The sequence below is a fragment of the Segeticoccus rhizosphaerae genome (assembly GCF_009192725.1).
Lineage (GTDB): Bacteria > Actinomycetota > Actinomycetes > Actinomycetales > Dermatophilaceae > Segeticoccus > Segeticoccus rhizosphaerae.
On the sequence record NZ_VOHR01000251.1, the window covers coordinates 1 to 5,574 of the forward strand.

6 protein-coding genes are annotated in these 5,574 nt (G+C 70.1%); 1 reads left to right on the plus strand and 5 read right to left on the minus strand.

Going from position 1 to position 5,574, the window contains the following annotated elements:
* Positions 1 to 154: 154 nt before the first annotated feature.
* Positions 155 to 1,033: a 1,4-dihydroxy-2-naphthoate polyprenyltransferase gene (locus FRW57_RS16380; protein WP_152186502.1), complete on the plus strand. Its 879-nt coding sequence runs from the start codon at positions 155 to 157 to the stop codon at positions 1,031 to 1,033.
* A 98-nt stretch (positions 1,034 to 1,131) separates the two neighbouring features.
* Here the strand turns inward: FRW57_RS16380 and FRW57_RS16385 are convergent, their stop codons facing one another.
* Genes FRW57_RS16385 through FRW57_RS16405 form a run of 5 tightly spaced genes read right to left on the minus strand, consistent with a single transcriptional unit; the run spans position 1,132 to position 5,476 of the window.
* Positions 1,132 to 1,422, minus strand: coding sequence for a DUF4229 domain-containing protein (locus tag FRW57_RS16385; protein ID WP_137121413.1), 291 nt, complete (start codon positions 1,420 to 1,422; stop codon positions 1,132 to 1,134).
* A gap of 4 nt (positions 1,423 to 1,426) precedes the next feature.
* Positions 1,427 to 2,419 (minus strand): c-type cytochrome biogenesis protein CcsB, encoded by a 993-nt coding sequence (gene ccsB / locus FRW57_RS16390; RefSeq protein WP_137121412.1) that lies wholly within the window; start codon positions 2,417 to 2,419, stop codon positions 1,427 to 1,429.
* On the minus strand, positions 2,416 to 4,092 hold the full coding sequence (resB, locus tag FRW57_RS16395; protein WP_137121411.1) for a cytochrome c biogenesis protein ResB: 1,677 nt from the start codon (positions 4,090 to 4,092) through the stop codon (positions 2,416 to 2,418). The genes ccsB and resB overlap by 4 nt, the downstream gene beginning before the upstream one ends.
* Positions 4,093 to 4,899 carry a cytochrome c biogenesis CcdA family protein gene (locus FRW57_RS16400; protein ID WP_338016646.1) on the minus strand — a complete coding sequence of 269 codons (807 nt, stop codon included), beginning with the start codon at positions 4,897 to 4,899 and terminating at the stop codon, positions 4,093 to 4,095. It abuts the gene before it with no gap.
* Positions 4,886 to 5,476 (minus strand): TlpA family protein disulfide reductase, encoded by a 591-nt coding sequence (locus tag FRW57_RS16405; protein ID WP_137121410.1) that lies wholly within the window; start codon positions 5,474 to 5,476, stop codon positions 4,886 to 4,888. Before FRW57_RS16405 ends, FRW57_RS16400 begins: the two co-directional genes overlap by 14 nt.
* Between the last annotated feature and the right edge of the window lie 98 nt (positions 5,477 to 5,574).

Sequence of the window (5,574 nt, forward strand, 5' to 3'; positions counted from 1 at the left end):
CCGGCGGTCCCGGAGCGGGCACCACCGGTCGCGGCCGGCCATCGGCGCCGCGCGGCCCCGATGACGACCCCGACTTCCTGCGCGGCCTCTGACCTCGTGCCGAGCGCGTCCACGCCCCCGTCCGTCCTGCCCGCCCACCTCCAGATCTGAGTCCATGGCCACGTTGTCCCAGTGGGTCGAAGGCGCTCGTCCGCGCACCCTGCCCGCCGCCGTCTCCCCCGTCATCATCGGTACCGGCTCGGCCTACGCCCTCGGTCACGGCAACCCGGGCTACGGACTGCTCGCGCTGTTGGTGGCGCTGCTGCTGCAGGTGGGCGTCAACTACGCCAACGACTACTCCGACGGGATCCGCGGCACCGACCAGCAGCGCGTCGGACCCGTGCGGCTCGTCGGCCAGCACCTCGCCGACCCCGGCAACGTCAAGATCGCCGCGTTCAGCGCGTTCTTCTTCGCCGCGCTCGCCGGGCTGACGCTGGTCGCGCTGTCCGAGTCGTGGTGGCTGCTGGTCGTCGGCGGCGCCGCCATCCTGGCCGCGTGGTACTACACCGGCGGCTCCCGCCCCTACGGCTACTCGGGGTTCGGCGAGGTCTTCGTCTTCGTCTTCTTCGGACTCGTGGCGGTGCTCGGCACGGTCTGGACCCAGGCCCACGCGCTCGACCTCGCCAGCTGGGCCGGCGCGGTCGGAGTGGGGCTGATCGCCTGCTCGCTGCTGGTCGCCAACAACCTGCGCGACATCCCCGGCGACAGCGAGACCGGCAAGCGGACGATGGCCGTGCGGCTGGGAGACGCGCGCACCCGGCTGCTGTATGTCGTGCTGCTGGTCCTCGCCTTCGCCGCCGTGATCGTCGCGGGGATCGCGCACCCGACGGCGTGGATCGGCCTGTTGGCGGCGGCCCTCGCCGTGCCGCTCGTGCGCCGCGTGCGCTCGGGCGCGCAGGGCCGCGACCTGGTCGAGGTGCTCGTCGGCACCGGTCGGCTGCAGCTGGTCTACGGCGTGCTGCTCGGCCTCGGCCTCTGGCTCGCCACCCGCTGACCCCCGTCCCCCGGAGGAATCTTCGTGAGGTTTCGGTCCCTCACAGGGCACCAGACCTCACGAAGATTCCTCACGAGAGGGGGGTGAAGGGGGCAGCGTCAGCGGGGGGTGTCGCCCTCGTCGGGACGGGACGGCTCGTCATACGCCTCGTCGTCCTCTTCCTCCTCCGCTGTGCGGTGCTCGTCGACCCGCTTGACCCGGCGGTCCACGCGCGCCTCGATCTTGCGGCTGAGCTCGGCCCGGGGGCCCTGGAGCAGGAAGTAGGACGTGATCGCCGACATCAGCCCGGCGGCCACCACGAGCCAGATGCCGCGCAGCTGCAGCAGCCAGAGGGCGACCAGGAAACCGAAGAAGGTCAGCAGCCGAAGGACGGTGTATCGCACAGCCATCAGCTCACATGCCCGAGTAGGAGTGCTGGCCGACGAAGTAGACGTTGACGACCATGTAGTTGACCAGGATGCAGGCGTAGCCCGCGAGCGCGAGGAAGGAGGCCTTGCGGTCCGACCAGCCGGTGGTCGCGCGGGCGTGCAGGTAGGCGGCGTAGACGATCCAGATCACGAAGGTCCACACCTCCTTGGGGTCCCAGTTCCAATAGTGGCCCCAGGCCTGCTCGGCCCAGATCGCGCCCGCGATGAGGGTGAACGTCCACAGCGGGAAGGCGATCACGTGCAGCCCGTATGCCGTCCGGTCCAGGGAGGCTGCCGACGGCATGGCCTCCACGAAGGTCGGTTTGGCCGGCGGGTGCTGCTCGCGGTGCGACTTGATCAGCTGCAGGATCGTGACGCTGAACGCCACCGTGAACAGGCCCACTGACAAGGTGGCGACGGTGACGTGGATGACCAGCCAGAAGCTGTGCAGCGACGGCAGCAGCTGGCTGGCCTGGGTGTAGAACACGGTCAGCGCCAGACCCAGGGTGAGCAGCACCGGGCCGGTCACGAACAGACCGAGCCAGCGCACGTCGCGGCGCAGGCTGAGGCCCAGGAAGACCAGCATGGCGAAGGTGGTGCCGACGAGGGCGAACTCGTACATGTTGCCGAGCGGCGGCCGGTCGACCGAGAGGCCGCGCAGCGCCAGGGTCACGATCAGCAGCAGCGTGCCGAGCCAGGACAACGACATGCCCATGCCGGCGAACTGTCGGGGACGGCTGACCTCTGTGGTCGTCTCCGCCGTCTCCGGCGACTCCGACGTCTCCGGCTCCTGCTGCGCTGCGGCTCCCGAGACCTGCGCACCGACGAGCGCCCGTTCGTGGTCCTCCGTCCGCACCTTGGCGGTCCAGCTCGCGGCCTTGGCCAGGTCGATCGCGAACATGAGCATCACCAGGGTGAACACGACGATGGCCGAGTAGAGGCCGTAGTTGGAGTAGGTCGCGAGGGTCTCGTTGGTCATGACGTGCTGCCTGTCCGTTCTGCGATGGCGTCGAGGACGTGGTCGAGCGCGTCCGCGAGCCGTGGATCCTCGCCCTTGGCGAGGCCGCCGATCGAGACCAGAGTACGTGGCCCCGGCGGGGCCGAGCCATCTGGTCCGGCGCCGGCGGTCTCCGGCTCGGCGGGACGGACGCGGACGAAGACCCGCCGCCGGCGGATCGTGAGCGAGGCGATCAGCCCGGCCAGCGCGATCAGCGAGCCCCACAGGGCCAGCATCTTGCCGGGGTCGTGCCGGATGGAGATGCCCGCGAAGCGCACCACCTTGTCCAGGGTGATCGAGCCGAGCCCGTCGGGCAGCTTGATCGTCTGGCCCGGTTTGATCAGCAGTCGCAGCGGCTGCCCGTCCGCGCCCTTGACCTGGGTCATCTCGTCGGTGTCGAGCGTGTAGACCGACTGGGGCCGTCCGCCGGGGTAGAGGTCGCCCTTGTAGACGCCGAGGACCAGGGCCGGGTTGTCCAGGTCGGGGAAGGACGAGATGGGTCCCTGCTCCTTGTCGAACTCCAGTGTCGGCAGGAAGAAGCCGAAGAACCCGAGCTGCTCGGGGTCGCCGCCGGGCACCTTGACCGCCCCGACCGACCGGTAGTTGTTGTCCTGCGGCAGGAACGGGGTCGCCTGGCTGTAGACGACCCGCCCCTTGGCGTCCCTGACCGTGATGACCGGGGCGTAGCCGTTGCCGAGCAGGAACACCGAGGCGCCACCGAGCGACAGGGGTCCGTTGACCTCGAGCTTCTGCTCCTTGACCGGCGCACCCGGCTCGTCGCGGGTCAGGGTGTGGGCGGTGAAGCCGCGCGGCTGGCCGAACTGCGCCCCGCCGGCCTGGTCCTCGAAGGACACGTCCAGCTTCTGCACGCGGACCGAGAACGGCTTGAGCGACTCGGGATTGACCCACGGGCCGGGGTCGATCGTGTCGTAGGAGGACACGGTGTTGGAGAAGGTCTGCCCCTCGGGCACGATCACGTCGCCGCGCCAGCCGAGCAGGTGGCCGAGCGCCACCGCGATGATGACGACCACCAGTGCGATGTGGAACACCAGGTTGCCGGTCTCGCGCAGGTAGCCGCTCTCGGCGGCGACCGTGTCCGCCGAGGCGGGATCGACCGGGTCTGCCGGCCGGAGCCGGTAACGCTTGCGGCGCAGCACCGCTCGCGCGGCCGCCACGACCTGCTCGGGCTCGCCCACCACGACCCGCTCCTGGTGGGCCGAGAGTCGCTCCAGCCGGCGCGGGGCCTTCGGCGGCTGGGCTCTCATCGCCTTCCAGTGCAGCCGGGAGCGCGGGATGATGCAGCCGACGAGCGAGACGAACAGCAGCAGGTAGATCGCGGCGAACCACGGTGAGGAGTAGACGTCGAAGAAGCCGAGCCGGTCGAGCCACGGACCCACCACGGTGTGCTGCGACAGGTAGTCGGAGACCCGGCCGGCATCGATGTTGCGCTGTGGCCAGATCGAACCGGGGATCGCGCCGATCGCCAGCAGCAGCAGGAGGAACAGCGCGGTGCGCATGCTGGTCAGCTGACGCCACATCCACCGCAGCAGCCCGAGGAAGCCGATCTTCGGCTGGAGCACCTCCGACTCCTGCGGCTGGGTGTCCAGCTCGTGGCCCGGGCGCTCCACGAGGTCGTCTCGGGTCCTGCGCGCCATCTAGAGCACCGTCCTGAATCCGTCGACGAGCCGCGTCTGGAGCGAGGTGACGACGCTCTCCCAGAGGCCGGTCACCATGAGCAGCCCGACGATGATCAGGAGCACCCCGCCGGCAACCTGCACGGGGCGGTGGTGGTCACGCAGCCACCGGGAGGCGCGGCCGGCCCGCGCATACCCCCCGGCGATGAGCAGGAAGGGTATGCCGAGCCCCAGGCAGTAGGCGCCGGAGAGCACCAGACCGCGCCGGATCAGGTCGGAGTCGGCGGACAGGGTGTTGGACAGCGTGAGGATCGCCCCGAAGACCGGTCCCACACAGGGCGACATGCCCAGACCGAAGACGACTCCGAGCAGCGGAGCCCCGGCGAGCCCGGCCGCAGGGCGCCACCGTGGCGAGAAGGTGCGCTGGGGCCCGAAGCCGAGGAACAGCAGCGCCATCACGATGACGATGACGCCGCCGAGCCGCATGAGCAGGCCGCGGTGCTCCACCAGCAGGGTCCCGAACGCCGAGGCGGTCACCGCGACCGAGATGAAGACCGCGCTGAAGCCGACGACGAAGAGCAGGGCGCCGGTGACCAGCCGCCCTCTCCCCTGTCGCTCGAGCCCCTCACCGGACAGCCCGGTCACGTAGCCGAGGAAGCCCGGCACGAGCGGCAGCACGCACGGTGACGCGAACGACACGGCGCCGGCGGCCAGGGCCAGCAGCAGCGCCAGCGGCAGGCTGCCGGAGATGACCGTCGAACCGGCATCCGTGAGCACGGAGGCCGACCAGGGCAGGGAACTGTGCACGCCGTGACTACGCAGACTCACGCAGGACGGTGTTGACCAGGCCGGTCAACGTGGCGGTCGACACGGGGCCGGAGACCCGGGCGGCGATGCGGCCCTTCTCGTCGAGGACCAGCGTGGTCGGCGTCACCGACGCCTTGCCCCGCAGCGCGAGCAGCGTCTGGCCCCCGTCGTCGGCGAGGGATGGGTAGGTGATCTTGCGAGAGCGGAGGAAGGCCTCAGCGGTCTCCGCGCTCTCGCGGTAGTTGATCCCCATGAAGGCAACCGGCTTGTCCTGCTTCGAGAGCTTCGTCCACGCCTTCTGCAGGTGCGGGGCCTCGTCGACGCACGGCGGGCACCAGGATCCCCACGTGTTGAGCACGACCACCTTGCCTGCGGCCTGCGACAGCGACCACTTCTTGCCGGTGACCGTGGTGCCGGAGAGCGTCAACGGCTTGCCCCGGTCTGCAACCGGGAGCTGCTCGATCGTGCCGTCCCCGGAGATGAAGCTCTTACCGCTGCCCGACTTCGCCTGCGCGGCAATCGAGTTCGAGTCCGAGGAACACGCCGACAGACCCAGTGACAGCGCCACCGCGACCACCGCAGCAGCAGCACGCTTCATGTCGGGGCCCCCGCGAAGTATCGGAGCGAAGCGGAGAACTTCGTGGGGTGGCGTGTCGGGGCCCCCGCGAAGTATCGGAGCGAAGCGGAGAACTTCGT

Excerpts from the sequence above, each read along its gene's own strand:
- FRW57_RS16380 (WP_152186502.1), top strand. The coding sequence starts at position 155 with ATGGCCACGTTGTCCCAGTGGGTCGAAGGCGCTCGTCCGCGCACCCTG.
- FRW57_RS16385 (WP_137121413.1), bottom strand. The coding sequence starts at position 1,422 with ATGGCTGTGCGATACACCGTCCTTCGGCTGCTGACCTTCTTCGGTTTC.
- ccsB (WP_137121412.1), bottom strand. The coding sequence starts at position 2,419 with ATGACCAACGAGACCCTCGCGACCTACTCCAACTACGGCCTCTACTCG.
- resB (WP_137121411.1), bottom strand. The coding sequence starts at position 4,092 with ATGGCGCGCAGGACCCGAGACGACCTCGTGGAGCGCCCGGGCCACGAG.
- FRW57_RS16405 (WP_137121410.1), bottom strand. The coding sequence starts at position 5,476 with ATGAAGCGTGCTGCTGCTGCGGTGGTCGCGGTGGCGCTGTCACTGGGT.